This is a genomic window from Allobosea sp. TND4EK4, assembly GCF_900156025.1.
Lineage (GTDB): Bacteria > Pseudomonadota > Alphaproteobacteria > Rhizobiales > Beijerinckiaceae > Allobosea.
Genome location: NZ_FTMO01000005.1, coordinates 239,074 through 265,415 on the forward strand (window position 1 = coordinate 239,074; position 26,342 = coordinate 265,415).

Here is a 26,342-nt window from a genome sequence, read left to right on the forward strand (position 1 = left end):
TCTCTGCGTCAGGGAAGGGACCTGAAACGACATGATCCGAACCAATCTGTTCGACCAGCTCAATCGCCGCCCCGCCGGCATGCCGCGTTGGGCCGCCTGGCTCGCCATGGCGGCGAGCTTCGCCGTCGGCATCACGCTGTTCCTGGTGGCGGCAAGCCTTGCGCTGATCCTGATCCCGGTCGTCGCGCTCGCCGGCGCGATCGCGATCTGGAGGCTGAAGGCCAGGCTCAAGGCCGCCGGCTTCGACGACCGCGCCGACCCCTTCGCGGGTCAGGCGAGGCCGCAGGGGCGCATCGAGATCATCGACGCCGAGTACCGGATCATCGAGCCCGGCGAGCCGCCGCGCCGCTGACGCGCCAGGACCGAAGCAAGCGGCTTTGAGACCGAAGCGGCTTGGCGCATCCCTGCTCAGTCGATCCGGCTGAGCAGGATCTTGTCGATGCGACGCCCGTCAAGATCGACGATCTCGAAGCGCCAGTGATCCTTGTCGAAGGTCTCGCCGACATTCGGCAAATGGTTCATCTCGGCCAGGATGAAGCCTGCGACGGTCTGGAAATCGGCGTCGCGCGGGACGGGAATCCCGAACTCGTGCGAGAACTCGTCGACCTGCATCCAGCCGGCGACCAGGAAGGAGCCGTCCTGCCGCTGGACGACGGCGGGCTCGCTCTCCTCTTCCTCCTGGAAGGCGCCGGTGATCGCCTCGAGCACGTCGCCGGGCGTGATGATGCCTTCGAAATGGCCGTATTCGTCGAAGACCAGCGCCATGTGCACCCGGCTCATGCGGATTTCGCGCAGCACGACGAGCGAGCTGGCCGTATCCATCACGACAGGCGCCTCATGGATCTGCTTGCGCAACGACGCGATGTCGCCGCGCCCCGCCAGGAAGTCCAGAAGCTCCTTCACGATCAGCACGCCGATGATCGCGTCGGATTCACCATCATGGACCGGCAGGCGCGAGCGGCGCGTCTCGCGCAGCTGCGTGCGGATCTCCTCAAGCTCGTCGGAGAGATCGACGGTCTCGACCTCCCGGCGCGGCGTCATCAGCGCCCTCGCCGAACGGTCCGCAAGCCGCATCACGCCGGAGATCATCTCGCGCTCGTCGCGCTCCAGCACGCCGGCCGTTTCGGCCTCGGCGATGATGGTGCGCACCTCTTCCTCGGTGACCCTCTCCTCGGATTCGCCCTTCTGCCCGAGCAGCCGCAGCACCGCCTTGCCCGAGATGTCGAGCAGGAACACGATCGGAGCCCCGACCCGCGCGATCAGAAGCATCGCCGGCGCAACACGGGCGGCGACCTTTTCCGGATCGCGCAGCGCGATCTGCTTTGGCACGAGCTCGCCAAGGATGAGCGAGAGATAGGTGATCAGGACGACGACGGCACCGACGCCGAGCGTATCGGAGACCGACTGCGAAAGCCCTTGTCCCACCAGCCATTCCGAGAGGCGCGCACCGAGCGTCGCGCCCGAAAAGGCGCCGGACAGGACGCCGACCAGCGTGATGCCGATCTGTACCGAGGACAGGAAGCGGCCGGGATCTTCCGCGAGGCGCATGGCGGTGGCGGCGCCTTTGCTACCTTGATCGCTCAGAACCTTGAGCCGCGCCGGCCTTGATGAGACCACTGCGAGTTCCGACATGGAGAGCAGACCGTTGATCACGGTCAGCGCCACGACGATCAGAATTTCGGTTAACAAAACCAGCCTGCGAACTGCGAAAGCCACAACGTCTGGCGGCCCGCTTCCGCGCTCCTTATAGCGTATTGCCGCCCCGACGCGATGGGGGGCCCATGATTATTCGCGAGGCGCCGATGGCGAGCGACAGGCCAGCATTCTGGAACCCGGCCGAACAGGGCACCGCCCCCGCGCTGGCAAAGCTCAGCGCCCCGGCCGCGGCCCGTAACCGCGACGCGATCCTCGCCATCCTGCGGGAGATCCTTCCGGCGCAGGGCCTTGTGCTGGAGGTCGCCAGCGGCTCGGGCGAGCATGTGGTGCATTTCGCCCGTTCCCTGCCCGGACTGGTCTTCCAGCCCAGCGACCCGAGCCCGCAGGCGCGGGCCAGTATTGCCGCCTGGGTGGTTGAAGCTGATATCGCCAACATCCGCCCGCCACTGGCGCTCGACGCCTCCGCCGCGGCCTGGCCGGACATCGCGCCCGACGCGGTGATCTGCATCAACATGGTCCACATCGCGCCCTGGAGCGCGGCGGAGGGCCTGTTCCGCCACGCAGGCGAAGGGCTCGCTGCGGGCGCACCGCTCTATCTCTACGGCCCCTTCAAACGCCCGGACTGCCCGCTGGAGCCGAGCAATGCGGCCTTCGATGCCAGCCTGCGCGAGCGCGACCCGCAATGGGGCCTGCGCGATCTCTCCGCCATATCCGCTCTGGCCGAAGCCAGCGGGTTCGCTGCGCCGGAGATCGCCGAGATGCCCGCCAACAATCTGAGCCTGACCTTCCGCAAGCGCTGACGGCGCTTGCGTCGGCGCCGCCTCGCCGCTACCGCTCGAAACCGTGCGGACGTGGCGAAACTGGTAGACGCAAGAGACTTAAAATCTCTCGGCCTCTGGCCGTGCGGGTTCGATCCCCGCCGTCCGCACCATTCGGCCTCCAAGCCCATCGCCTTCCCCTGCCGCGTTCGGATTGGAACGCGGAAGCCCATCCGGCGTTCGGGTCCTGAACGCCCTCAGCGGGCGCAGATGCAGAAACGGGGCAGATGGGCCGACCATGATCAAATCATCCTTGACCAGCCTGGCGGGCGTGTTCGTGGCACGCGAAGTCGGGAAAGGGGCCGTGCCCGCAGCCTTGTCCGTGCCGCTGAGCCTGCTCATCGCGCGGCTGCCGGGGCCCGTCCTTCTGCTCGGCGCCGCCGGCTACGGCGCCTACCGCCTCGCCGCAGCGTCCCGCGCCTCGCGGAAGCCCTCGCAGACGGCAGGCGAGAAGCCGCGCAGGCGTGCAGCCCGCACATCGATCGCCAAGAGCTGAACAGGACGGAGCGCGCTGAACACAACGGAAGTGTCCTTCCCGCGAATCCGTCCGGCCGCCTTTTCCCGGCGGCCGGACGCGAGATCGGGGCCGTGGCCCTGATGCCCCGGAAGACCGCCGCCGGACTGGCCTGATGGTTGCTGAATGATGAACGAAGCAACCCAGGATGTACCCGGATGGCACAGACTTCTCCCAAAACGAATGCCGGCCGCGGCAAGCGCAGCCGCCTCGCCGCTTCCCGCGCGAGGAAAAGCGCACTGGCGGGCAGCGTCTGCGCGGTCGCGCTGCTGCTTTCGCAGGAGAGCCAGGCCGACTTCCAGGTCGACACCCGCTATCATCCGGACGGTCGCACCACCGTGGTTCGCCGGATCAAGCCTCTGAACTTCTCGCTCGGCACCACGCCCGATGGCCCGGCCCCGTCGAACGACTGCCCCGGAAGCGCTTTCCAGATCGCCAATCCCCGCGATGGCGAGCCTGCCTGTGTCGGCTATGTCTACCGGCGTCGGCCGCGCTGACCCTCTGGCCCGCGTTCCTCGGAGTGCCGCTCAACGCTTGTGCGCGGGCTTGTACCATTCCACGCCATCGGGATCGACATAGAGACCCGGTGGAACATCCGCGCCGATCGATTCTTCCTTCATCGGGACGCGTTCGGTGTCATCGTGGATCCCGGCCGGCTTCGTCGCCGTCTCCGGCGTGTCCTTGATATGCCGACGCGAGCTGCGAGCCGCATGGCTGACGACGCCGACGATGCGGCCTTGCCCGACGACGCGCTCCTGCAGTTCCGCCACCGGCCGCCCGGCAAAAGCGATCTGCGTTGCACCCTCGATCACCGGCAGGGCCTTGCCGCTCGCCCCCTCGCCGGTGACGCGCACGCCGAGGAAGCGCGGCACATAGGTTGCGCCGCCCTTGCCGAACGATTCCCAGCCTCCGGCCGAAACCATCTGCGCGGCGCAGCGCTTGTGAGCGCGCTCGCAGGCCGTGCGTGAGGCATAGCGGGGAGTTTTCTGAAGAAACTCCGCCCGCGCATTGCGATAGGCGAATTCGCACTGCTCGGCCGTCAGCTTGCCGGCGGCGACGCATTCGTCGCGCCGGACATAGACGCTGCCGCCCGCCTGCGCCGCAAGATCGGACGGCCCCGCCAAAGCGAGAGCCGGGGCGAGCGTCGCCACGCGCAGCATGGACAGGGCGGATGCCGGAATCATCATGCGATGTAACAACATTACGATTATGGCTTTAAAGCAGCTATGGCTTTAAAGCAGCGAGCGGCGTGAGGCGGCGAGCTCACGAGTCGCGCCGTAATCGATCTTGCCGTTGCCGAGAACCGGGATCGCCTGCGTCACCAGAATCGCACGCGGAACCCAGAGCTCGGGAAAACCCTCTTCCTTGGCCGCCTCCTGGAGCGCGGCGCGGTCGGCGTCGGGCTTCTCGGTGATCAGCACGAGCTGCTCCCCCTTTCGCGCGTCCGGCAGGCCGACCACGACGTGGTTCTGGTCCGGCCAGAGCTTGGCGATCATCGTTTCGACGGCGGCCAGCGACACCATCTCTCCGCCGAGTTTGGCGAAGCGCTTGGCCCGCCCACGGATCGCGACGAAGCCCTCGTCCAGCACCACGATGTCGCCGGTATCGTGCCAGCCGCCTTCGGGCGGAACGATACGGCCCGGCTGTTCGGGATCGAGATAACCGGCCATGACGTTCGGGCCGCGCAGGCGCAGCCGGCCGCCCTCATGGATGCCCTCGACGGGGTCCAGCACCGCCTCCAGCCCCGGCAGAAGCTTGCCGACCGTGCCCTCGCGCATGGCTTGCGGCGTGTTGACCGCGATGACCGGCGAGCATTCGGTGCAGCCATAGCCTTCGAGGATGGTGGTGCCATAGGGCTCCCACATCCGCTTCGTCTCGGCCTTCACCCGCTCGCCTCCGGCCACGACATAGCGGACGCTCTTCAGGTCGTCCGGCGCCGCGGCGCGCGCATACCCCTGGAGAAAGGTATCGGTCGCGAGCAGGAAGGTCGCCTTCATGTCGCCGATCAGCTTGGGAACCTGCTTGTAGTGCAGCGGGCTCGGATACAGCACCACCTTCATGCCGTGCAGCAGCGGCACCAGCAGCCCCGCCGTCAGCCCGAAGGAATGAAACGCCGGCAACGGGTTCATGAACACGTCGCGCTCCGAGATGGCGCCGGCGGCATGCGCGAAGACCTGACGGGCATTGGAGACGAGGTTGGCATGGCTCAGCACGACGCCCTTCGGGATTCCCTCCGTGCCGGAGGTGAACAGGATCACGGCCGGCTCGTCCGGCTTGGCTTCGTAGCGCTGGTGAACCAGGCCGGGGGCGAGGCTGCTCAGCGCGCCCCGCGCCTTGTCGAGGCTGGTGATCTCCTTGCGGACATCTTCCAGATAGATCACGCGCCGCCCCTCTCCGAGCGCGGCGATCTCCTCGTCGAGCTCGCCCTTCTCGACGAAGCGGCGCGAGGTCACGATGGTCTTGAGCTGTGCCAACGCGCCCGCCGCGCGCAGGTTGCGCACGCCGGCCGTGAAGTTCAGCATCGCCGGCACGCGGCCATAGGCCATCAGCGCGAACACCGTCACCGCCATGCCCTGCATGTTGGGCAGCAGCACGCCGACGGTCTCGCGCTCCGAGGTCACCGCTGCGAGCTTGCGCCCCAGGACCAGCGCGCCCAGCACCAGCCGGCCATAGGTGATTGGCTGCCGTTCCGGGTCCTCCAGCGCGATGCGGCTCTTGCCGTGGCGCGAGACGGCCTGCAACAGGGCCCGGAACACGCTGATGCGCGCGCCCGCGGCGTCGAAAGGGGTGGCGGCCATGCCGGCTCGTCTCCGTCGGCGTTTCCTCGCAGGTGAACGTAGTGGCACCGGCGCCGGTTGCAATGAGGATGGGCCGCCGCGGATGAGCGGCGTCTACCCGAATGCCCCGATTTCGTGCTGGATCGCACCCGAGATTTCGCGGATCAGCGCGAAGGATTGCAGCATGGGGCCGAGCACGTCGCGGTGCAGAGCCTCATAGGTGCCGCCGTCGCGCGGACCCGCGGGCTCGCCGAAATCGAGGCCCAGCGTCGGGTCGGGATCGCGCGGGAAGATCTCGCCGAGCAGCTTGAGCGAGGCGGGCACGTCGAGCGTCAGCAGCCGCTCGACCAGGAGATCGCGCGTCATCCCGCCATGCGGCCGGAAATCGGGGATATGCGCGAAGGACAGCCAGATGCGGTGGATCGCGGCCAGTCTCAGCGCATGCAGGGCCGCCAGCCTCACCGGCATTGCCGGCACGTCGTCGGCGGCGAGCCTCAGCTTCAGCGCGTCTGACGAGAGCCGCCAGAACAGCCGCCGCAGCGCCGGGGCCAGCTCCAGCCGCGACAGCGCATCGGCCACCGCGAGCAGCTCGTCGCGGCGGTGCTCGCGCAAGGTGCGCCGCGCCCGGTCGAACCAGCTGCCCGGGTCGAGCGTGTCGAGATAGGCGCGCAGCACGTCGAGGTCGCTATGGCCCATCGCAGCGGCGGCGAGGCGATAGGCTCGGTCGAAGCGCGGTGACTGCTCGCGCATCGAGCGGAACAGGTCCGGCGCGCGGGAAGCGGCATGGCCGATGCCGTGCAGGCTGTTGGCCATCCAGCCGAGCTGCTGCAGGATCGCGTTGTTGGGAATGGCGCGCAATTCGCGGGGATGGCGGATGCGAACGGACCCGATTCCCTCCGACTGCCGCGCCGCCGGGCGCGAGCCGGTCTTGTCGAGCAGGGCCGGCCCGAAGGTACCGATCAGCGCGGCATAGCCGGGGTCGTCGACCAGCGCGTTCATCTCCTCGCGCACGGTCTGGAAGAACTCGCTGGCGAAATCCGGCTCGTCATAGATCGGGTCCGGTCCCTCGGCGGGGGCGGCGAACACGGCTTCTGCCACGCGCGCGACCGTAGCGCCTGCCAGCTCCGGCGTCCCGAAGAGCAGATAGCCATCGCTGCCCTGGAAGCTGGTCTCGCGCACGGTGCGCAGGCTCGCCCTGGCGAAGGCCGCGCGCGCATAGGCGGGATCGAGATAGGCCAGCCGGTCCGCGAGGCTGCCGGGGTGCGCGCCGCGACCGACCGATTCGCCATGGGTGTCGAAGATCACCAGCTCGATAGTGCCCAGGCCGTAGCGCGCCAGCAGCTCGGCGATGCGGATGCGCAGCCGCTCCACCCAGAAGGTCGCCGCGACCTGCCCGATATAGCGGCCGGAATCGGAATACCCGAACTGGATGCAAAGACGGCCAAGTCGCTTGAGATAGGCCCGGAAATGCGAGCTGCGCAGTGCCTCGTCGATGATGCGTGGGCCCTGCTCCAGCGCGTCCGAGGTCTCGAACAGCGGCGAGATCTCGATCTTGTCGGCGATGCCGAAGCGGCCGGCCAGCCACAGCGCGCAGAGTAGCGTGTAGCCCGTCTCCGTCTCCGCGATCAGGAATCGCACCGGCCGCGACCCGTCGAGATGCTTCACGATCTGCGTGATCGTCATCATCATCCGCGCCGCAGAGGAGCGCTCGGCAGCCAGCGCACCGAAATCGATCGCGACCGGCGAGACCGCATCGAGCGCCGCATTGGCCGCGGCGAGGAAGGCGCGCCGCTGGGCTGGCTGGGCCGGGTCCTCGTCCGACGGAATGACGCCGCGCAGCGCATTGTGGAGTTGCGAGGCGTTGAGCCGGAAATGCGGCAGCGCGATCGAGACGCCATGCGCCACGACGCCGGCCCGGATCAGCGCGAGCGAAAGCCGCGTCTGATCGTCTTTTGCCGCTGAAACGGCCTGTCCCAGTGCCGCCAGCAGCGGGGCGGAATCCGGCAGGGCCGCCTCGCGCTCATGGATGAGCGCCAGCGCGAAGGCCTGCAGGGCTCCCAGTGCCGGCTGCGTGCCGATGGGTGGCGCGAGCGCGAGCTGGCGCCTCACGGCCGCGAGCGCCTCTGCAACGAGGCCGCGCAGCGCCGCCGTCTCCGGCACGTCCGGCAGCTTCTCCAGGATACGCGCGAACTGCCCGTCCTTGGATTCGAGGCGGTAGCGCAGCGTGTCCCACCAGCCGATATCGGTGCGCCCGTCCGTGTCGCAGCCGACCCAGGAGGCGAGGATGACCGGGCGCGGCGCGAGCCTGGCCCAGTCCTGCGGCCAGCGAGCTCGCGCCTCGCTCAGGAAAGCGGCGTTGAGACGGTCGATCGCGTCGCGCGCCTGACGGACGGCAAAGCGCGCCTGCTCGAACTCGTCCTGCAGGGTGATGCGGTCATCGGGCCGAAAGCTGAGATCGGGACTTTCGACCACCGCACCGGCCGGGCGCCCGGAGGCGAGGTCGGCCAGCGCATGGGCGAGCTTGCGCTGCATGCCGAAGGTTGGGTGCGCGGTGAAGACGGCGCCGAAGCGCGTCCGCTCGACAGCCGCCGCAAAGGCCGCCAAGCCTCCCGCCTCCTCCGCCTCTTGCCTTGCGATCTCCGCGAAGGCGGGCTCGGGGTCGCGACCGAGCTCGACATAGCGGGACAGCCGCTCCGCCCGCTGTGCGATCGCCTGCTTGCCGAGCCGCCGCACCAGCTCCAGCGCAGCCTCCGCTGTCAGATCGCCCCGGTCCATCAACCGCGTCAGCCACAGCGTGACGCGCAGGATCGGGTTGCCGAAGGGATCGTCGCGGGCGTCCAGGCGCGCCTGCTCGATCTTGTCCTGCAGTTCATCGGCCAGAGCGACGATATCGATCGGCCGGCCCGGCATTCCCAGGGTCTTTGCCGCCATCGCGATCGCCTCCCCCTCGGCGCCTTCGGCGCCTGCTTGCTGCATTGCAGCATCCATCGTCGATCAGGGCAAGCATGGCCTCGCCGGAAGGCGGCGGGGGCGAGCGACTTTGCTCCTCCATGATTTCCGCAAGGGGCCGGCTGCGCCGGACAGCATTGCCGCGGCCTCGGCAGGCCGGCATAGCCGGAGCTTGTTTTTTGCCCAGAGGCTTTCCGACATGGTCCTCCGCACGCAATGGATCGGCATCCTGTGCGGCCTCGCCTGCGCGCTGATCTGGGGTGTCCAGGCCGTGGTCTCGCGGCACGCCATGCTGGTTGGCCTGGCGCCGGCCGATGTCGCGATCCTGCGCTTCGTCGCGGCGTCCATCGTGCTGCTGCCCTGGGCGCTGAAGAACGCCCGCCCCTTCCCCGTCGGGCGGCTCGGCTGGAAGCGCGGCTGGCTGATGGCCATCCTGATCGGGCCACTCTACAGCCTGATCCTCGTAGGCGGAGCCTATTTCGCCCCTGCCCTGCATTCATCCATCATCTCGCCCGGCCTCATCCCGGTCTTCACCGCGCTGCTGGTGGCCATCATCGTCGGCGAGCGCCCGGGCCCGCTGCGGCTGGCGGGACTGTTCGTCATCGTGCTGGGGATCGCCGTGTTCTCCCGCGACGCCCTGCTTTCCGTGCCCTCGCGGCCGGATGCCTGGATCGGCGATCTGCTCTTCGTCCTGATCGCGGTGCTGTGGTCCATCTTCGGCCTGCTGGCGAGGCGGTGGGGCGCCAGCTCGATGGAGATCACCGTCGCGTCCTGCATCCTGTCGCTGCCGCTCCTGGCCATCATCGCCATCGCGATGCCGATCCACATGGCCTCGGTCCCGGCCGGGGAACTGCTGCTGCAAGCGCTCTATCAGGGCGTGCTGGTCGGTGCGGTGGCGCTGTATCTCTACGCGCGCTCGGTCGAGACGCTGGGAGCGGCTCGGGCCACGCTCTTCCTGCCCCTCGTCCCGGTGATCACCGCCGCCTGCAGCGCGCTGCTGCTCTCGGAGAGCCCGACGCCGACCGAGATGATCGGGATGGCCATCGTGGTCACCGGCATGCTGGTCGCGTTCCGCTCGCCCTCGACCGGCTGAAACGGCCCTGCCCGCTCCGGATCAGCCCTTGTGCCCCTTGGCGATGGGCTCGACATAGGTCAGCGCCATGTCCCAGGGGAAATAGATCCAGGTGTCCTGGCTCACCTCGGTGACGAAGGTATCGACCACCGGCACGCCGGCCGGCTTGGCATAGACCGTGGCGAAATGCGCGTTGGGGAGCATCTCCCGCACCACGCGGGCGGTCTTGCCGGTATCGGTCAGGTCGTCGACGACGAGCACGCCCTTGCCCTTGCCGTCGCCCACCGCCTTGATGCTGGGCGCGATATCCTTCAGCACTTGGAGTTCGGTCTGGTTCTTGTAGTCGTGATAGCTCGCGATGCAGACCGTCTCGATCAGCCGCAGGCCCAGCTCGCGGCAGATGATCGCCGCCGGAACCAGCCCGCCCCGTGTGATGCAGACCATGGCCTCGAAAGGCCCCTTTTCGGCAAGTCGCCAGGCCAGCGCACGGGCGTCGCGGTGGAACTGGTCCCAGGAGACCGGGAAAGCCTTGTTCGAGGTCGGTTCGGCCATGACGGAGCGCTCCGGGACTGATCGCGCGAACAGCGCATCCCTGTCCGAAAAGCCCAAACGCGGCCGGCTGGCAAGGGCCAGCCGCCGCCATCCCCAGCGCAGGCGCCGGAAAGACCGCTAGGCTTTCGGCTGACGCTCCCGCTCGACCATCGCCTTCACCTCGTCCATCGCGGCCTGAAGCATCTGTGCATCGCGCGAGCGGACGACGATGTTGGTGTCCGGCCCGGTCTCGCTCCAGAACGGATAGGAGCCGATCGAGACGCCCGGATGCGCCTTGGCGATCTCGGCGAGAGCCCCGCCGATATCGCCCTCCTTCAGCCCGGCACGAACCGTGTCCGAGAGCACCTTGACCCCCGTCTTCAAGGTCGGGGCAACCACGTCCATCATCGCCTGCATGATCGAGGGCACGCCGGCCATCACATAGACATTGCCGATGTTGAAGCCCGGCGCCTTGGAGATCGAATTCGCGATGAGTTCGGCGCCCGCGGGAATGCGCGCCATCCGCAGCCGCGCCTCGTTGAGGTCTGCTTCCGAGAAGCGCTCGCGCAGCATCGCGACGGCGCGCGGATCGTGGTCGATCGAGACGCCGAAGGCGGCCGCCACCGCGTCCGCGGTAATATCGTCATGCGTCGGGCCGATGCCGCCGGTGGTGAAGACATAGGTGTAGCGGGCCCGCAGCGCGTTCAGCGCCGCGACGATCTCGTCGGTCACGTCCGGAACGACGCGGACCTCGCGCAATTCAATGCCGATATTGGTGAGATATTCGGCGATATAGCCGATGTTCTTGTCCTTGGTCCGCCCGGACAGGATCTCGTCGCCGATCACCAGGATCGCCGCCGTCACGATGGATTTCGGCGCTGCGGTTTCGTTCTCGGACATCTCGGCCTCCTGGCGTGCGCTCGCGCGCACGAACGCGGCAGCGATGCACAACAGCTAGTTCATCGAAGGGAAAAGACAACGCCGTCCGCACGGCCTGTCATGCGGCCAAGTCGGCCCGCATGTCAGCCGGCGTTGCGCTCGAACAGCAGGTTCAGACGGGTCTGCAGCACCAGCCGGTAGCCGCTGCGTTCGAGCAGGCCGACGAGGTCGCTCTGCCAGCGCTGGCGCGAATCCTCGATGACGATGAAGCCCGGCCAGAGGGAAGCCGGCGCATCGCGCAGGAAAGGCTCCAGAATCAGGTCCTCGGCCCCCTCGACATCGAGCTTGACCGCGTCGATGCGCTCATAGCCCTCGCCTTCGACGAGGGCGAGCAACGTCGTCGCCGGCACCTGGACGCTGCGGCCGGCACTGGAGTTGAGGATGCGCACGCTCGATTCGCCGCGATTGGCAGGGTCGATGAACAGGGTGAGCTCGCCCGGCTTGTCGGCGAGCGCGCAGGCCACGGCCTTCACCGTGCCGAACGGGTTCTGCGCGATGTTGAAAGCCAGCCGCGCGAAGACGTCGGGCTGAGGCTCGACGGCCAGGATGCGGGCGCTGCGACCGGCATGGGCCGCCACGAACAGGGAATAGGCGCCGATATTCGCGCCGATATCGATGAAGGTGAAGCCATCCCGCAGGCGCTTCAACAGCATCTCCCGCTCGACAGGATCGAAGTACTGCGGCGTGAACAGCACGCGCTTCTCGCAGACATTCCCATCGGGATAGAGCCGCATCCGCGCGCCAAGCGACTCGATGTCGACCGGCGTGCCCTGGAGCGCGCGCAATCCGATACGGCGCAGCGCATAGGCGACCTTGCGGCCGAGAAAGCTGTCGGACGCAGCCCGGGTACGGGCGATGATCCTGGAGAGGAGGGCTTTGGGCGCGAAGGCGCCGAAGGGGCGGTCTTCCACCGGATTCTGTTCGGATATGGCCATTGCGCCAGCCTGATACACCGTGGCGCAGCCGAGCACCAGCCGGGCGATGGTCCGGCGCGGCCAAGCCGCTTGCCTCCCCCTGTAAACGCAATAGATATGAGGCAGAGGAGTTTCCTGCGCGCGATGACATTCGAAGACACCATCGGCCGGTCGCGCTCGCGCGAGCCCGTCATCAAGATCCACGGGCCCGAGGCCTTCGCCGCCTTGCACAGGGCCGGTCGGCTGACCGCGGCCGGGCTCGACATGCTCGGCTCCTACGTCAAGCCCGGCGTCACCACCCAGCGCCTCGATGAGCTCGCCTTCCAGTTCGCGATGGACAATGGCGCCTATCCGGCGACCCTGTTCTACCGCGGCTATACCAAGTCGATCTGCACCTCGATCAACCATGTCGTCTGCCACGGCATCCCGGACGACAAGCCGTTGCGCGAGGGCGACGTCCTCAACATCGACTACACCCTCATCGTCGATGGCTGGCACGGCGACTCGAGCCGGATGTACGGCGTCGGCGACATCTCGCGGAAGGCCGAGCGGCTGATCGAGATCACCTATGAAAGCCTGCTGCGCGGCATCAAGGCCGTCCGCGCCGGCGCGCACACGGGCGATATCGGCTTCGCGATCCAGCGTTACGCCGAAGCCGAGCGCTGCTCCGTGGTGCGCGACTTCTGCGGCCACGGCATCGGCCGCCTCTTCCACGACGCGCCGAACATCCTGCATTACGGCAGCCCCGGCGAAGGCGTGGAGCTCAAGTCCGGCATGGTCTTCACCATCGAGCCGATGATCAACCTCGGAAAGCCGGGCGTGAAGATCCTGTCCGATGGCTGGACGGCGGTGACGCGCGACCGGTCGCTCTCGGCCCAGTTCGAGCACCAGATCGGCGTGACCGAGACAGGCTGCGAGATCTTCACCCTTTCCCCCGGCGGCCTCGACAACCCGCTCGCTCCAAAATGAGCCGGCGGGCGGGCAAGGGACAGCAAGCCGAGCCCTCGCCTGCCGGGCTGTTTGCGGAAGCCATGCCGAGACCAGCCACGGCCCAGGCGCTTCTGCCCGAGGCTCTCGCCGATCCGCTCCCGCCCGCCGGCCCCTCGTCGGCCGCCCCGCATTATCACGGCCACCGCGACCGGCTGCGCGCCCGCTTCCAGGAGGGCGGCGCGGATGCGTTGCCGGACTACGAATTGCTGGAGCTGCTGCTCTTCCGCTCGATCCCGCAGCGGGATGTGAAGCCGCTCGCCAAGGAGCTGATCCAGCGCTTCGGCTCCTTCGGAGAGGTGCTGGCCGCACCCATCCCGCGCCTGACCGAGGTGAAGGGCGTCGGCGAAGGCGTCGCTCTCGACCTCAAGATCGTCGAGGCCGCGCTGAAGCGCATGGCCAAGGGCGCGGTCGCCAAGCGGCCGGTCCTGTCCTCCTGGTCGTCGGTGCTGGACCACTGCCGCATGGCGATGGCCTTTGCGGAGCGCGAGCAGTTCCGCATCCTCTTCCTCGACAAGAAGAACGCGCTGATCGCCGACGAAGTCCAGCAGACCGGAACGGTCGATCACACGCCGGTCTATCCGCGCGAGGTGATGCGCCGCGCGCTCGAGCTCTCCGCCTCGGCGATCATTCTCGTCCACAATCACCCTTCCGGCGACCCGACGCCCTCCGGCGCCGACATGCGGATGACCCGCGAACTGGTGGACATCGCCAAGCCGCTGGGCATCGCCATCCACGACCACATCATTGTCGGCCGCGACGGCCATGCGAGCTTTCGCAGCCTGGGCCTGATCTGACCGGAGGCGCTGATGAAGCTGCCGATCAAGCGTGTCTATGACGAAACTGCGCCCGGGGATGGAACGCGCATCCTCGTCGATCGGCTCTGGCCGCGCGGCGTGCGCAAGGAGCGCGTCGATCTTTGGCTCAAGGACATCGCGCCGAGCGATGCGCTGCGTCACGCGTTCCATGGCCAACCCCAGCATTGGGAGGCCTTCTGCGCGGCCTATGCGGCCGAACTCGGCGGCGCATCGGCCCAAGCGGCGCTCAATCGTCTTCGAAACGCCGTGCAATCGGGGCCGGTGACGCTGCTCTACGCCGCCAGGGACGAGGCTCGCAACAACGCCGCCGCGCTGCGCGACTGGCTCCTCCTTCGTGAGGGTTAGGCAAGTCTGCCGCCGGGAAGCGCGAGCCTCGGCCCGACCGCCTGGTGATGGGCCGGCATGAGAGCCTGTCATCCTGCTTAAATATAAGGCAGCACGCGACATAGGGCTGATCACGCAGCCTCTTCCCCAAGGCGAGCGAATGGGCATAGGCTGGCCTAAACAGGGGACAACAGCCTAGATGGTCGCGTTCGACGAGATGACCGGCTCCGGCGCCGAATTGAGGCCGGCCTATGAAGCGCTCGACCGTTGGCTCAAGGAAACTCCCGCCGATCAACTGGCGCTGCGCCGTTCCCAGGCCGAACTGTTCTTCCGCCGCATCGGCATCACCTTCGCGGTCTATGGCGATGAAGACTCGACCGAGCGGCTGATCCCCTTCGACATCATCCCGCGCGTCCTGACCAAGCCGGAATGGACGAAGCTGGAGAAAGGCCTGCGCCAGCGCGTCACCGCGCTGAACATGTTCCTGGCGGACGTCTACGGGCCGAAGGAGTGCCTCAAGGCCGGGATCATCCCGCCCGACCTGGTGTATCGGAACGCCTGCTACCAGCTTGAAATGGTCGATTTCAAGGTGCCGCACGGCGTCTATTGCCACATCGCCGGCATCGACGTGGTCCGTGTGGACGCGGACACCTTCTACGTCCTGGAAGACAATGCGCGCACCCCTTCCGGCGTCTCCTACATGATGGAGAACCGCGAGGTGATGCTGCGGCTCTTCCCGGAGCTGTTCTCGACCCACCGTGTCGCACCGGTTGACAATTACCCGGACCAGCTTCTGGCGACGCTGCGCTCCGTCGCTCCGCGCAGCGCCCCCTCCGATCCGACGATCTGCCTGCTGACGCCCGGGCAGTTCAATTCGGCCTTCTACGAGCACTCTTTCCTTGCCGACAAGCTCGGCGTCGAACTGGTCGAGGGCTCGGACCTGCTGGTCAAGGACGACGTCGTCTACATGCGGACCACGCAGGGGCCCAAGCGCGTCGACGTGATCTATCGGCGCATCGACGACGACTTCATCGACCCGCTGGTCTTCCGCGGCGACTCCGTGCTGGGCGTGCCGGGGATCATCGGCGCCTACAAGGCCGGCAACGTCACCCTGGCGAACGCCGTCGGCACCGGCGTCGCCGACGACAAGGCGGTCTACAGCTACATGCCGGAGATCGTGAAGTTCTTCACCGGCGAGGAGCCGATCCTGAAGAACGTCCCGACCTGGCGCTGCCGCGAGCCGGAGGCCAACGCCTATGTGCTCGACAATCTGGAGCACCTCGTCGTCAAGGAGGTCAACGGCTCGGGCGGCTACGGCATGCTTGTCGGCCCGCACGCCAACAAGGCGCAGATCGAAACGTTCCGTCGCAAGCTGAAGGCCCAGCCGGAGGGCTTCATCGCGCAGCCGACGCTGGCCCTCTCGACCTGCCCGACCTTCGTGGCCTCCGGCGTAGCCCCGCGCCATGTCGACCTGCGCCCCTATGTGCTGTCCGGCGCCAACGGCATCTCCTGCGTGCCCGGCGGCCTGACCCGCGTTGCGCTGAAGGAGGGCTCCCTCGTCGTGAATTCGAGCCAGGGCGGCGGCACAAAGGACACCTGGGTACTCGATGCATGATCTGCCCGTCTCCCCTCCGCCCGCCCCGTCCTCAGGGGTGCGAGAGATCACAAGAAGGCCTGAGTTGACCATGCTTTCGCGTACTGCCGACAGCCTCTACTGGGTGTCCCGCTATGTTGAGCGGGCCGAGTATCTCGCGCGGATTCTCGATGCCACCACCCGCCTGACCAACCTGCCGCATGCCTATGGCGGCGCGGGGACCGAATGGCAGAGCGCGGTCTCCACCGCGGGCTGCGAGGACACCTTCGCCAAGGCCTATGGCGAGGCGAACGAGCGCAATGTCTGCGACTTCCTGACGTTCAACCCGGACAATCCCTCCTCCATCCGCAACTGCCTCGCCCAGGCGCGCTCCAATGCACGCGCCGTGCGCACCGCGCTGACCTCGGAGATGTGGGACGCCATCAACGGCGCCTGGCTGGAGTTGCAGCGCTTCGAGAAGACCAGGATGGATCGCGAGGAATTCGCTCGCTTTCTCGACTGGGTGAAGAACGTCTCGCTCGTCTTCGACGGCTCAGCCTACCGCACCATGCTGCGCGATGACGGCTACTGGTTCTCGCGGCTCGGCGTCTATGTCGAGCGCGCCGACAACACCGCCCGCATCCTCGACGTGAAATACCATGTGCTGCTTCCGGCCAACGAGCAGGTCGGGGGCTCGCTCGACTATTTCCAGTGGACCACCGTGCTGCGCGAGGTCTCGGCGCTGACGGCTTATCACTGGGTCTATCGCGAGGCGGTCAAGCCGATCCTCATCGCCGACCTGCTGATCCTGAACCGGCGCATGCCGCGCTCGCTGGCCGCCTGCTACGAGAGCATTTCCCGCTTCCTGGATTCGCTCGGCGACGCTTACGGGCGGCAGGGGCCGGCCCAGCGCCAGGCGCGCAAGACACTGGCCAATCTCAGCAACACGCGGATCGACGACATCTTCCAGCATGGGCTGCATGAGTTCATCGAGGACTTCATTACCGAGAACAACCGCCTCGGGAACACCATCTTCGAGCAGTATCTGCAATGAACCGCTCGCGTGGCGGGCTTCATCGGCATAGAAGCCCTCTGCGGTAACGGCCCGGACTGGATCATGCGGATCAGGATCTCTCACACGATCAGCTACGAATATGCCGAGCCGGCCCGGCACATCACCCAGATCTTGCGGCTGACGCCGCTAGATCATGACGGGCAGCATGTCATGTCCTGGCGCATCGAGCCCAGCATCGACGGCCGCATGCGCGCCACCCGGGACGCGCATGGCAACGTCGTGCACTCCTTCTATGCGGACGGGCCGATCTCCTCTCTCTCCATCCACATCGACGGGGTCGTGGAAACGACCGATCTGGCTGGCGTGGTCCGCGGCGGCATCGAGCGCGTGCCCTGCGATGTCTATCGCCGCGACACGCTGCTGACCGAGCAGGACGAGGCGTTGCGCAGCTTTGCCGAAGAGACCGCAGGGGGCGCCGGCACGGAGCTGTCGCAGATGCACGCGTTGATGGCGGCTGTGAACGGGCGCATGACCTGCGTCGACGCGACCGGGCGGACCGGCGTCGGAGCGGCAGCGGCCTTCCAGGCGAAGGAGGCGATCGCACAGGACATCGCGCATGTCTTCATGGCCTGCGCCCGGCATCTTGGGCTGCCCGCCCGTTATGTCTCGGGCTATGTCGCACAGGCCGAAGACCTGCCCCATGCCAACGGGGCCCATGCCTGGGCCGAGGTTCACTTCGACGACTATGGCTGGATCGGGTTCGACTGCGCCAACGCCATCTGTCCGATCGACACCCATGTCCGCGTCGCCGTGGGACTGGATTTCGCCGACGCCGCGCCGGTCCGCGGCGCGCGCCAGGGCGGCGAAGGGGAATTGCTCAACGTGCTCGTCAGTGCCCGCGAGGCCGAAGGCCGCCTCTCCAATCAGTGATCCCCTCCCGGCGGGAGCCCGGACAGACAGGATAACGCCCCGTGACCTATTGCGTCGGAATCCTCGTGCAGGACGGCCTCGTCATGATCGCCGACACCCGCACCAATGCCGGGCTCGACGACATCTCGACCTTCCGCAAGCTCCATGTCTTCAATTGGCCGGGCGACCGCAGCTTCGGCCTGATGACGGCCGGCAATCTCTCGATCACGCAATCGGTCGTCAGCCTGCTTCAGGAAGGCCTTCCCAATCCGGAGACGGGCGAGCTCGACACATTGCAGGCGACCAGCTCGATGTTCCGGGCCGCGCAGTTCGTCGGCCGCTGCATCCGTCACGTCCGCGAGTTCGACGGACCGGCGCTGAAGGAGGCAGGGGTCAAGTTCGAGGTCTCGATGCTGTTCGGCGGCCAGATCAAGGGGCAGCCGATGCGGCTCTTCATGGTCTATGGCGCCGGCAACTTCATCGAATGCGGCGCCGATGCGCCCTTCCTCCAGATCGGCGAGCACAAATACGGCAAGCCGATCCTCGATCGTGCCATCACCTTCAAGAGCCATCTCTACGATGCGCTCAAGGTCGGCCTGATCTCGATGGATTCCACGATGCGCTCCAATCTCGGCGTCGGCCTGCCGATCGACATGGTGGTCATGCGCCGCGACGCTGACGATCTGGAACTCAACCGCCGCATTGAGGCCGGCGAGCCCTATTTCCATGATCTGCGCGAGCGCTGGTCGGCGGCTCTTCGGGCCGCTCACACGGCGATCCCCCGCCCGCCCTATGGCCCGCCCGCCGCCTGACCTGCCATCCGGCAACGGGATGTCAATCTTTGCCCCGTTATTTCAAGACGGTGCAACGTCTCCGGACAGGGAATGCCTCAGGCTCCTTCAGCGGCGAAGATAACGAATGCGGGCTCATCGGCCCGCATGTTTGCGAGCACCGTCACAACGCTGGGCGTCGCCTTTCTGTTGCTGATGGCGGCTGGCGCGGGCGTCGTCATCGCGATCACGCGCGAGGCCAACCGCCTGGAGGCCCAGCGGCAGCACGAGCGCATCGAGGCCGCGTTTCGCCATCAGATCAGGTTCGAGGAGGCACGTCTCGAGAAGCTGGTGATCACCAGCGAGCTTCAGGAGGCGCTCGGTGCCTCAGCTCCGAGGACCGCGATCCGGACGGCGTTCGAACAGTTGCGCGGGCGTCTCGCCGAGTTCGAAGGCGCCTATCTCGTATCGCCCGGGGGAACCGTCCTGGCCGGGCTGGAGGGGGGCCTTCCGGCCACCCAGTCCGACTACACGCGGGTCCTCGGTTTCAGCCCCTTCGTCCCGGGCGCGCCTGCCGGCAGGCGCACTGTGGCCGGGGGAAAGGCCAATTGGTCCACGATTGCCGAGAATGGCCATGAGGCCGCCCTGCTGATCGTGATGGATCTCGGCCGCATCACCACGCCCCTCACCTCCCCCATCCTCGGCCCGCTTTCGCTGGTCGCCTATCGTCGCGTTTCGAGCACCACGCTCGCCGAGTTGGCCGCCGGCTACCGCATGGGCGAGATCAGGCTGGTCACGGCGCGGCCCGACGACCCGGTTGCGAGCCTGCCGATCGCCGCCCCGGACGGCGGCGTCGCGACCTGGCTGACCTGGACCCCGGCGCGCCCCGGCGATGTCATGCTCGAGCGCTTCCTGTGGGCGGTGATCGCCATCGCCGTCCTGTTTTCCGGGATCTTTATCTTCATCGTCCAGCGGCTGCGCGCCTCCGCCATCCAGATCGCCCTGCGCGAACGCGAGATTCATCGGCTCGCCGGTCAGGACGAGTTGTCCGGGCTGCCCAACCGCCGCAGCTTCGACATCGCGCTCGACACTGCCCTGTCGAAGGCCGAGAGCCCGGAGGGCGGGCTGGCCGTGCTGCTCATCGACCTCGACCGCTTCAAGGCGGTCAACGACACCTATGGTCATATCGCCGGCGACGACCTGCTCCGGCAGGTGGCGCAGAGGCTGCTCGGGCTCGTCTCCCCCGGAGACGTGGTGTCCCGCTTCGGCGGCGACGAATTCGGCATCATCCAGTCCCGCTCGCCGACGCCGGCACGCACGGCCACGCTGGCCGGCAGCATCCTCGACTCGCTGACCGAGCCGTTCCAGGTCCAGGGCGTCGAGATCACCATCGGCTGCTCGGTCGGGATCGCCTCGGCTCCGCGCGACGGCACCGACCGCCAGACGGTCCTGCGCCTGGCCGATACCGCGCTCTACGAGGCCAAGAACGGCGGGCGGAACCGCTACGCGGTGTTCCAGCAGCAGATGAACCGTTCGCTCCAGGTGAAGCGCATGGTCGAGGACGACCTGCGCAACGCGATCGAGCGCGACGAGCTGCAACTGCACTACCAGCCCCAGGTTTCGGCCGACGGCCTCACCATTGTCGGCGTCGAGGCGCTCGTGCGCTGGCCGCATCCGCGGCACGGCATGGTCCCGCCATCGGAGTTCATCGGCATCGCGGAAGAGCGCGGGCTGATCATGCCGCTGAGCGAATGGGTGCTGCGGCGCGCCTGCACCGAGGCCCAGCGCTGGCCCGGCCTGCGTCTTGCCGTCAATGTCTCGCCGATCCAGTTCCGCCACAAGGACTTCGTCGCGAACGTTCTGCGCATCATCGAAGAGACCGGCTTCGATCCGACCCGGCTTGAGCTGGAGCTGACCGAGGGCGTCCTGATCGAGGATGCCGACGCCGCCGAAGCCGCGATGATGGATATCCGCGCGCAGGGCGTGGGCCTGGCGCTGGACGATTTCGGCACCGGTTATTCGAGCCTGATCTATCTGCGCCGCTTTGCCTTCGACAAGATCAAGATCGACCGCATCTTCCTCGAATACATGGAAGCCACCGGCGAATCGGCGATCCTGGTGCACTCGATGGCGCATCTGGGCTGCGCCCTGGGCCTGCGCGTCTGCGCCGAAGGCGTCGAGACGGCGGAGCAGCACCGCTTCCTGCAGGCCGTGGGCTGCCACGAACTGCAGGGCTTCCTGTTCTCGAAGCCTGTTCCGCCCGCGCAGATCGATCAGTTGCTGCTGCAGGAAAAGCCGTTCGCCCAAATCCTCGCCGCAGCCTGAAGCGCGGATCGGCTCAGAACAACAGCTCCTGGATGCCGCTGAAGATCGCGTAGGCGAAGCCGGCGCTGAGCACGAGGCCGACGGCGCCGAGCACCGCACCGGCGAGAATGAGCACCCCATCCCGCTCGACGAGGCCGAGCCCGACAAGGCAGACCGCGACGCCCAGCGGAATCTGCCCGATGAACGGCGCCGCGACGATCAGCCCAAGCGCCAGCACCAGGATCAGCAACCCCAGCACCGGCACGGCCAGGCGGCCACCGAGCATCGTCAGCCGCGGGCGCGAGAACCGTTCCAGCCAGGTCAGCGGCGGCAGCGCCCGGCCGATCGCCCGGTTGAGTTCCGGCTTGCCGATGCTGCGTGACAACAAGGCCTGCGGCAGCCACGGGATCCGGCGGCCGAACAGCATCTGCAAGGCGACGAAAGCCAGCACGAGCCCGCAGACGAGCGGGATCGGCGGCGGCATCGGCAGGCAGTTGGGCAAGCCCAGCAGAACGACCAGCAGCGCATAGGCGCGGTCCTGCAACGCCGCCACGATCGTGCCGACGGCAACCCGCTCGCCCGGTAACTGGGCGAGCGCTTTCAGGAGTCCGGATGTGCGCAGGGGAGAAGACAACCGAGGGGGCCGTGCCGCAGGAGGCGCCTGCCGGAGGGAGAAACCGCCCTCATGGCTGTTTCGTCCCATCGATGCGGACGCATGGACCGGCCGTCACGCTTCGCGATCCGACCGGCACGTCCTCTAGCATGCCCGCACGAAGCCCAACAAGCGCGCGCCCCGCAGACGCTCATGCGGGGAGCTCAAGGCCGGTCGTTCAATGCAGCGTCAGGACACCGTTGACGTTCCTGATCTCGGCGGGCCGCAGCAGCCGAGAATGGGCGACGGTGACCGAGTGGAGCGGCCCTTCCAGTTCGCGGCGCCAGAAATCCAGGAATTTCTGAAGCACGGGGAAGCGCGGCGCCAGATCGTATTGCTGCCAGACATAGGTCTGCAGGACGCTGCGGTGGTCAGGTATTCGGTAAAGGATCGTCGCCGTCGTCAGGCCGTAGCCTTCGAGCTGCCTGATGAAATCCTCTGAAACCATCGCCAACTCCCTCGATATGCGAAAGAAAGCTTAGCCGGCCATTCCGTCAGGCTGCGCCCGCCTGGTTAACAAAGCCTTGCCAAGTCTTCGGCGAACTGTTGCAATTCAGCCTCGGCACGGCTGAGGCGTGCGTGCCGGCGCAGGCGGGGTTGGTGCGTGGCGTATGCGTGGGCAGGGGCGCGTCGGATCGGGCTGGCGATAATCGTCGCCGCCTGCCCGCTCAACGCCGCTTTTGCCGAAGACGACGAGGAAGACTCCGAGCCGTCCCCCATCTCGATGGTGATCTTCGGCTCCATGGAGACCGGGCCGCGGAAAACCTTCGCCTCAATCGGCATGAAGCGGGCGATCGGCAGCGGCGGTCTCGCACGCGATGGCTGGCGCCTCTTTCTCAAAACCGGAGCCTCGCAGGAGCCGACGCGGCGCATGAGGCCTCGCGGCACCACCTACAAGGCCGAGAGCCAGGCGATGCTGGGCTATGAATGGCGCATCGGCGACAGCTTCGTCGCGCTTTATGCCGGCTCCGACACCGAGAGCGTGCAGCACAGGCGTCCCTTCGGCGTGACGGTTACACCGACGCGCTATGGCGGCCGGATCCAGGCCGATCTCTGGTCGACGCCGATGGACGGCATGATGGTGCAAGCCGGCGCCTATGTCTCGTCGTTGGGGGGGCGCTTCTGGGCGCGTGCGGCGACGGGCTGGCAATTGCCGGCGAGCATCCCGATCGGCTCGCGCGTCTATGTCGGACCGCAGTTCTATATCGGGCCGGAGATCGAAGCCTATCGCGAGAATGGCTATTCGAAACTGCGCGCCGGGCTTCATCTGACCGGGCTGCGTGCCCTCGGTGTCGAATGGCGCGTCTCGGCAGGCTGGCAGCAAAGCAGCGCCAAGGCCTCGGAAGCCTATGCCACGATCGGCGCGCACTGGCTGCGCTGACGCTGCACATGCACTGCAACGCCCCGTCAGGGCGCACGGCCATCCTTGAGCGCCTTCAGCGCTTCCGGCGTATCGACATCGATCGCGATCGCCGGATCGTCGAACGGCACTTCGATGACGCGCTCGCCTGCTTCCTCCAGCAGGCGCCGCGCCCCTCGGTCGCCGGTCAGCAGCTCCACCGCCGGGAAAAGCTCGCGCGCCAGCAGCACTGGATTGCCGCGATTGCCCAGCAGGGTCGGAACGACCGCCCTGGCCTCGGGCTGGCTCCGGAACGTCTCGACCAAGGGCAGGATCACCTCGGCCGTGACATTGGGCATGTCGCCGAGAGACACGACGGTGGCGGCAGCCTCGCCCGGCAGCGCGGCGATACCGGCCCGGAGCGAGCCTGCGAGACCGGCAGCGTAATCGGGATTATGCACGAAAATCGCTGTCAGCCCCGCCAGCGCATCCTCGACCTGCTCACGCTGATGCCCGGTCACGACGATCACCGGGTCCAGCCCGGCCGAGAGCTGCGCCTCCACCGCATGACGCAGGATCGGCTTGCCGCGCAGGGGCTCCAGCAGCTTGTTGCTTGGCCCCATCCGCGTCGAGCGGCCGGCGGCGAGGACGATGCCGGCGACCGCGCCCACCGGGGCCTCGGCCGGCGTGCGCGGCTGCGGGCGCGAGACGATTTCCATCAGCAGCCCGCCGACGCCCATGCGCTGCACGTCGCTGCGCCCGACCGGGATGCCGGCAAGATGCCGCTGCAGCACCCAGTCGAAGCTGTTCTCCCTTGGCGAGCGCGCGCAGCCCGGAGCGCCGATCACAGGCTTTCCGGCAAGTTCGCCGAGCATCAGCAGGTTGCCGGGATCGACCGGCATGCCGAGATGGCTGACGGTCCCGCCCGCCTCCACCAGCGCCTGCGGGATCACGTCGCGCCGGTCTGTGATCGCAGAGGCGCCGAAGACGACGATGATGTCGGCCTCGCCCGCGGCCTGCTCGGCCAGCGCGGCAGCCAGCGGCGCGGCCTCGTGCGGAACGCGGATGTCGGCGCAGAGAGCGGCATCGGCCGGAGCCAGCCGCTCCTGCATCACCCGCAGCGTCTTTTCGACGACGCCGGGTTTCAACCCCGCCAGCAGCGTCGAGATCACCGCGACCTTTGACGGGCGATAGGCGGCGACCGAAACGGCCGCTCCGCGCTTCAAGGCGGCGAGCGCCGCCTCGATCTGCCCCTCTGGCACCGCATAGGGAATGATCTTGACGGTCGCGACCAGTTCGCCCGCGACGACCGCCTTCAGCGCCGGCAGCGTCGCGACGGTGATCGCCTCGTCCACCGCGTTGAAGGCATCGATCGCGGCGACATCGATCTGCAGGACGCCGGCCGTTTCCGCGAAAAGATTGACGCGCCCGGTGAACGGCTTCTCCGCGCGGATTCCGCTGCCTTCGAGCCGCCGCGCGAGCCGCTCCGCGGCCGTGTTCTCGTCGATGTCGTCCGGATCGAGCCGCACAGCCACGATCTCGCTCACGCCCGCCTCGGCAAGGCGGTCCGCGATCTCGGACGTCACCACCGCACCCTTGCGCAGGCTGATGCTGCCGGCGCGGATGCTGTGGACCGCGACGCAGCCCACCGCTTCGCCAACCGGGACCGTGCCGAATTTCATCGCCGGCTCAGGCCGGCTTGCGGCGCGGGCCGCGCAAGGTCGAGACGATCTCGGCCAGGATCGCGAGCGCGATCTCGGCCGGCGAGACGGCGCCGATATCGAGCCCGATCGGCGCATGGATGCGCGCGGTCGCAGCCTCGTCGAAGCCGGCGGCGACCAGCCGCTCCAGTCGCTTGCCATGGGTCTTCCGGCTGCCGAGCGCCCCGACATAGAAGCAGTTCGACCGCAGCGCGGAGACAAGCCCCGGATCGTCGATCTTGGGGTCGTGGGTCAGTGCGACGAAGGCGGTATAGCCGTCGAGGCCGATCCGCGAGATCGCCTCATCCGGCCACTCGGGCAACAGGGTCACGCCGGGAAAGCGCTCGGGCGTCGCAAAGGCGCTGCGCGGGTCGATGATGACGAGGTCGAGATCGAGCGCCTTCGCCATCGGCGCCATCGCCTGCGAGATATGCACCGCCCCCGTCACGACGATGCGCGGATGCGGCGCCTGGACCGTCAGGAAGAAGGACGTTCCCTCCGCCTCCACCATGCCGCTCTTGCCCATGCGCAACTGCTTGTCGAGCTGGGCCGCCAGCGGATCGGCATCGATCTCGCTTTGCCTGACGAGGCGCTGCGCTCCGCTCGCCATCTCGGTGACGAGGATGGTGGCGCGGCGAGCCTGCCGCTCGGCATTGAGCGCGGCGAGAAGGGAAAGGTCCATCTCAGCCCCGATCCGTCGCGAGCTTGAGGCCGAGCGCGATCATCAGCGAGCCGCCGATCCAGCGCCCGAAGGCGAAGCCCGCCCTCGTCTTCTTCATCGCGGCCATGACGAAGGACGCGCCGAAGACGGTGACGAGATCGGCCGAGGAAAAGGCGAAATTGACGAGCGTCCCGAGGATGAGGAACTGCGCCCAGACCGGCAGCCAGCCCGCCGGATCGACGAATTGCGGCAGGAGCGCAATGAAGAACAGCGCGACCTTCGGGTTCAGCACCTCGACGATGAAGGAATCGAGCAGCGCCCGCCTCACCGTCTTGGGGGGGGCCAGCGGCTGGTCGACGGCAGCGAGCCGGGAACGGATCATGCCGATGCCGATCCAGATCAGATAGAGCGCGCCGGCGATCTTCACCGCCACGTAAAGCTCCGGCACATGCTTGAACACGGCAGAGAGGCCGAAGGCCGCAGCCAGGACATGGACATAGCAGCCGAGATGGATGCCGAGCATCGCCATCAGCCCGGCCTTGCGACCATGGCTGATGGTCTGGGCAGCAGTGTAGAGCAGCGCCGGCCCGGGGAAATAGGCGACGAGAAGCGTCACCGTCGCGAAGGCCAGCAGGGTTTCCCAGGATGCCATCAGCCCCGCGCCTCCAAAGTGCCGGCCCGCACGGGCTCGACATAGACCTTGATGCGGCCGCCGCAGGAGAGGCCGACCTGCCAGGCGGTCTCGTCCGCGACGCCGAATTCCAGCATGCGCGGCTTGCCGTCCGCAATCACGTCGGTCGCCTCCGAGACCACCGCTCCCTCGACGCAACCGCCCGAGACCGAGCCGAGGAAGTTCCCCTCCCCGTCGATGACGAGATGCGAGCCGACCGGCCGGGGCGCCGAGCCCCAGGTCTCGACCACCGTCGCCACCGCAACCCCGCGCCCGGCCCGCGCCCATTCCTCGGCGGCACGCAGGATGTCGGTATCGGTGCTGATCATGTCTGGAACTCCGCTTGCAGACGGACCATCGCCAGCGCCAGCGCGGCGAAGCAATCCAGGGCGACCGGGCGGAGCGCTTTCACCCCGTCCCCCTTGGATGGCTTCGTTGCGTCGCTCCTCG

The 26,342-nt window shown here is 67.6% G+C and carries 28 protein-coding genes and 1 tRNA gene; 15 read left to right on the forward strand and 14 right to left on the reverse strand.

The features are described from left to right. Positions 1-31 precede the first annotated feature (31 nt). The gene (locus BW981_RS12080) at positions 32-352 is read left to right on the forward strand and encodes a hypothetical protein (RefSeq protein ID WP_076439409.1); all 321 of its coding nucleotides are present in this window, start codon (positions 32-34) and stop codon (positions 350-352) included. Positions 353-408: 56 nt separating this feature from the next. Here BW981_RS12080 and BW981_RS12085 read toward each other — a convergent pair whose 3' ends face one another. Then, the gene (locus BW981_RS12085; protein WP_076439560.1) at positions 409-1,674 is read right to left on the reverse strand and encodes a CNNM domain-containing protein; all 1,266 of its coding nucleotides are present in this window, start codon (positions 1,672-1,674) and stop codon (positions 409-411) included. A 107-nt stretch (positions 1,675-1,781) separates the two neighbouring features. Between BW981_RS12085 and BW981_RS12090 the strand changes: the two genes are divergently transcribed. The 4 genes from BW981_RS12090 (at position 1,782) to BW981_RS12105 (ending at position 3,485) form a co-directional block, all read left to right on the forward strand. Continuing rightward, on the forward strand, positions 1,782-2,456 hold the full coding sequence (locus BW981_RS12090) for a DUF938 domain-containing protein (RefSeq protein ID WP_244560303.1): 675 nt from the start codon (positions 1,782-1,784) through the stop codon (positions 2,454-2,456). Positions 2,457-2,501: 45 nt separating this feature from the next. Next, positions 2,502-2,587 (forward strand) — tRNA-Leu (locus BW981_RS12095). Positions 2,588-2,712: 125 nt separating this feature from the next. After that, positions 2,713-2,970, forward strand: a complete 258-nt coding sequence (locus BW981_RS12100; protein WP_076439411.1) for a hypothetical protein — start codon at positions 2,713-2,715, stop codon at positions 2,968-2,970. Between the two features lie 176 nt (positions 2,971-3,146). Next, positions 3,147-3,485, forward strand: coding sequence for a hypothetical protein (locus tag BW981_RS12105; RefSeq protein WP_076439413.1), 339 nt, complete (start codon positions 3,147-3,149; stop codon positions 3,483-3,485). Between the two features lie 30 nt (positions 3,486-3,515). Here the strand turns inward: BW981_RS12105 and BW981_RS12110 are convergent, their stop codons facing one another. The 3 genes from BW981_RS12110 to BW981_RS12120 all read right to left on the reverse strand — a co-directional run bounded on the left by BW981_RS12110 (position 3,516) and on the right by BW981_RS12120 (position 8,675). Next, the gene (locus tag BW981_RS12110; protein ID WP_076439414.1) at positions 3,516-4,175 is read right to left on the reverse strand and encodes a DUF1190 domain-containing protein; all 660 of its coding nucleotides are present in this window, start codon (positions 4,173-4,175) and stop codon (positions 3,516-3,518) included. 45 nt (positions 4,176-4,220) lie between these two features. Then, the gene (locus BW981_RS12115) at positions 4,221-5,786 is read right to left on the reverse strand and encodes an AMP-binding protein (protein WP_076439416.1); all 1,566 of its coding nucleotides are present in this window, start codon (positions 5,784-5,786) and stop codon (positions 4,221-4,223) included. 93 nt (positions 5,787-5,879) lie between these two features. Beyond that, positions 5,880-8,675 carry a phosphoenolpyruvate carboxylase gene (locus BW981_RS12120; protein WP_076439564.1) on the reverse strand — a complete coding sequence of 932 codons (2,796 nt, stop codon included), beginning with the start codon at positions 8,673-8,675 and terminating at the stop codon, positions 5,880-5,882. Positions 8,676-8,913: 238 nt separating this feature from the next. On the opposite strand from BW981_RS12120, the gene BW981_RS12125 reads away from it, so the two are divergent. Beyond that, complete coding sequence (locus BW981_RS12125) at positions 8,914-9,807, forward strand: DMT family transporter (RefSeq protein WP_076439418.1); 894 nt, start codon at positions 8,914-8,916, stop codon at positions 9,805-9,807. A 21-nt stretch (positions 9,808-9,828) separates the two neighbouring features. On the opposite strand, the gene gpt is transcribed toward BW981_RS12125, so the two are convergent. From gpt to BW981_RS12140, 3 genes are all read right to left on the reverse strand, one after another. After that, positions 9,829-10,338 (reverse strand): xanthine phosphoribosyltransferase, encoded by a 510-nt coding sequence (gene gpt, locus BW981_RS12130; RefSeq protein WP_076439420.1) that lies wholly within the window; start codon positions 10,336-10,338, stop codon positions 9,829-9,831. A gap of 117 nt (positions 10,339-10,455) precedes the next feature. Next, positions 10,456-11,217, reverse strand: a complete 762-nt coding sequence (locus tag BW981_RS12135; RefSeq protein WP_076439566.1) for a competence/damage-inducible protein A — start codon at positions 11,215-11,217, stop codon at positions 10,456-10,458. A gap of 122 nt (positions 11,218-11,339) precedes the next feature. Beyond that, a complete protein-coding gene (locus BW981_RS12140; protein ID WP_076439422.1) occupies positions 11,340-12,191 on the reverse strand; it encodes an FkbM family methyltransferase in 852 nt (283 codons plus the stop codon). Positions 12,192-12,314: 123 nt separating this feature from the next. Between BW981_RS12140 and map the strand changes: the two genes are divergently transcribed. The 8 genes from map to BW981_RS12180 all read left to right on the forward strand — a co-directional run bounded on the left by map (position 12,315) and on the right by BW981_RS12180 (position 20,891). Then, positions 12,315-13,139, forward strand: a complete 825-nt coding sequence (gene map / locus BW981_RS12145; RefSeq protein WP_076439424.1) for a type I methionyl aminopeptidase — start codon at positions 12,315-12,317, stop codon at positions 13,137-13,139. Positions 13,140-13,201: 62 nt separating this feature from the next. Further along, positions 13,202-13,954 (forward strand): RadC family protein, encoded by a 753-nt coding sequence (gene radC / locus BW981_RS12150; RefSeq protein ID WP_076439568.1) that lies wholly within the window; start codon positions 13,202-13,204, stop codon positions 13,952-13,954. Between the two features lie 12 nt (positions 13,955-13,966). Next, the gene (locus BW981_RS12155) at positions 13,967-14,320 is read left to right on the forward strand and encodes a DUF488 domain-containing protein (RefSeq protein WP_076439426.1); all 354 of its coding nucleotides are present in this window, start codon (positions 13,967-13,969) and stop codon (positions 14,318-14,320) included. A gap of 178 nt (positions 14,321-14,498) precedes the next feature. Continuing rightward, a complete protein-coding gene (locus tag BW981_RS12160) occupies positions 14,499-15,914 on the forward strand; it encodes a circularly permuted type 2 ATP-grasp protein (RefSeq protein ID WP_076439428.1) in 1,416 nt (471 codons plus the stop codon). A gap of 70 nt (positions 15,915-15,984) precedes the next feature. Beyond that, positions 15,985-16,926 (forward strand): alpha-E domain-containing protein, encoded by a 942-nt coding sequence (locus tag BW981_RS12165; RefSeq protein WP_076439430.1) that lies wholly within the window; start codon positions 15,985-15,987, stop codon positions 16,924-16,926. 63 nt (positions 16,927-16,989) lie between these two features. Next, positions 16,990-17,817: a transglutaminase family protein gene (locus tag BW981_RS12170; protein WP_076439570.1), complete on the forward strand. Its 828-nt coding sequence runs from the start codon at positions 16,990-16,992 to the stop codon at positions 17,815-17,817. A 41-nt stretch (positions 17,818-17,858) separates the two neighbouring features. Next, positions 17,859-18,608: a proteasome-type protease gene (locus BW981_RS12175; RefSeq protein ID WP_076439432.1), complete on the forward strand. Its 750-nt coding sequence runs from the start codon at positions 17,859-17,861 to the stop codon at positions 18,606-18,608. A gap of 126 nt (positions 18,609-18,734) precedes the next feature. After that, positions 18,735-20,891, forward strand: a complete 2,157-nt coding sequence (locus BW981_RS12180) for a putative bifunctional diguanylate cyclase/phosphodiesterase (RefSeq protein WP_076439434.1) — start codon at positions 18,735-18,737, stop codon at positions 20,889-20,891. 13 nt (positions 20,892-20,904) lie between these two features. On the opposite strand, the gene BW981_RS12185 is transcribed toward BW981_RS12180, so the two are convergent. The 3 genes from BW981_RS12185 to BW981_RS23065 all read right to left on the reverse strand — a co-directional run bounded on the left by BW981_RS12185 (position 20,905) and on the right by BW981_RS23065 (position 22,395). Then, entirely contained in the window at positions 20,905-21,504 is a 600-nt protein-coding gene (locus BW981_RS12185) for an exopolysaccharide biosynthesis protein (RefSeq protein ID WP_076439436.1), read from the reverse strand. Positions 21,505-21,700: 196 nt separating this feature from the next. Then, entirely contained in the window at positions 21,701-21,970 is a 270-nt protein-coding gene (locus BW981_RS12190; RefSeq protein WP_076439438.1) for an usg protein, read from the reverse strand. A 65-nt stretch (positions 21,971-22,035) separates the two neighbouring features. Then, the gene (locus BW981_RS23065; protein ID WP_175624110.1) at positions 22,036-22,395 is read right to left on the reverse strand and encodes a hypothetical protein; all 360 of its coding nucleotides are present in this window, start codon (positions 22,393-22,395) and stop codon (positions 22,036-22,038) included. Between BW981_RS23065 and bcsS the strand changes: the two genes are divergently transcribed. After that, positions 22,304-22,903 carry a cellulose biosynthesis protein BcsS gene (gene bcsS / locus BW981_RS12195; RefSeq protein WP_348521405.1) on the forward strand — a complete coding sequence of 200 codons (600 nt, stop codon included), beginning with the start codon at positions 22,304-22,306 and terminating at the stop codon, positions 22,901-22,903. The genes BW981_RS23065 and bcsS overlap by 92 nt on opposite strands. A gap of 26 nt (positions 22,904-22,929) precedes the next feature. Here the strand turns inward: bcsS and BW981_RS12200 are convergent, their stop codons facing one another. The 4 genes from BW981_RS12200 to BW981_RS12215 are packed head-to-tail and all read right to left on the reverse strand — an operon-like array spanning position 22,930 to position 26,221. Beyond that, a complete protein-coding gene (locus BW981_RS12200) occupies positions 22,930-24,543 on the reverse strand; it encodes an NTP transferase domain-containing protein (protein WP_076439442.1) in 1,614 nt (537 codons plus the stop codon). 7 nt (positions 24,544-24,550) lie between these two features. Continuing rightward, positions 24,551-25,243 (reverse strand): XdhC family protein, encoded by a 693-nt coding sequence (locus BW981_RS12205; protein WP_076439445.1) that lies wholly within the window; start codon positions 25,241-25,243, stop codon positions 24,551-24,553. A 1-nt stretch (position 25,244) separates the two neighbouring features. After that, positions 25,245-25,874, reverse strand: a complete 630-nt coding sequence (locus BW981_RS12210) for a LysE family translocator (protein WP_076439448.1) — start codon at positions 25,872-25,874, stop codon at positions 25,245-25,247. Continuing rightward, positions 25,874-26,221, reverse strand: coding sequence for an XdhC family protein (locus BW981_RS12215; protein ID WP_076439450.1), 348 nt, complete (start codon positions 26,219-26,221; stop codon positions 25,874-25,876). The genes BW981_RS12210 and BW981_RS12215 overlap by 1 nt, the downstream gene beginning before the upstream one ends. Between the last annotated feature and the right edge of the window lie 121 nt (positions 26,222-26,342).